This is a genomic window from Mesorhizobium helmanticense, assembly GCF_003034915.1.
Taxonomy (GTDB): domain Bacteria; phylum Pseudomonadota; class Alphaproteobacteria; order Rhizobiales; family Rhizobiaceae; genus Mesorhizobium; species Mesorhizobium helmanticense.
In genome coordinates this window covers 1-475 of sequence record NZ_PZJX01000123.1, presented here as the reverse complement: position 1 = coordinate 475, position 475 = coordinate 1, and the positions used below count along the sequence as shown (strand labels likewise).

The 475-nt window shown below is 57.5% G+C and carries 1 pseudogene; it reads left to right on the top strand.

The window, feature by feature from the left end:
- Positions 1 to 475 (top strand): annotated as a pseudogene (locus C9427_RS33600) (purine-nucleoside phosphorylase); the annotation flags it as partial.

The window sequence follows — 475 nt, the reverse complement described above, 5'->3', positions numbered from 1 at the left end:
AGGCTCGAAGGCCCTCATCTGGCTCGGCGAGAGCAATGGTGTCACCCAGTCCTTTATCGACAAGGTAACGCCTCTCCTCAACAATTCGAAGGTTTTTGGATTTTTTCTGACCGACGAGCCCGATCCCACCGGCAAATACCACACCAAAGTGAGCGCTGCGAACCTGAAGGCGGAATCCGACTGGATCCATTCCCATTTTCCGGGCGCCAAGACCTTCATCACCCTGATGGACATGGGGTCGTACACAGATTCCAATTACAACAACACCTACAACCCCGCCAACACCGGCATCGACTATTACGGCATCAATCCCTATCCGGTGCGCACCACCGCGGTGGACTTCAATTACATAGACAGGGCGGTGGCCGCGGCGCTGGAGGCAGGCATCCCGCAGAGCGCGATCATTCCGGTCTATCAGACGTTTGGCGGTGGCGGCTGGGCGACCAATACGGGCGGCTCCTATGTCATGCCCACG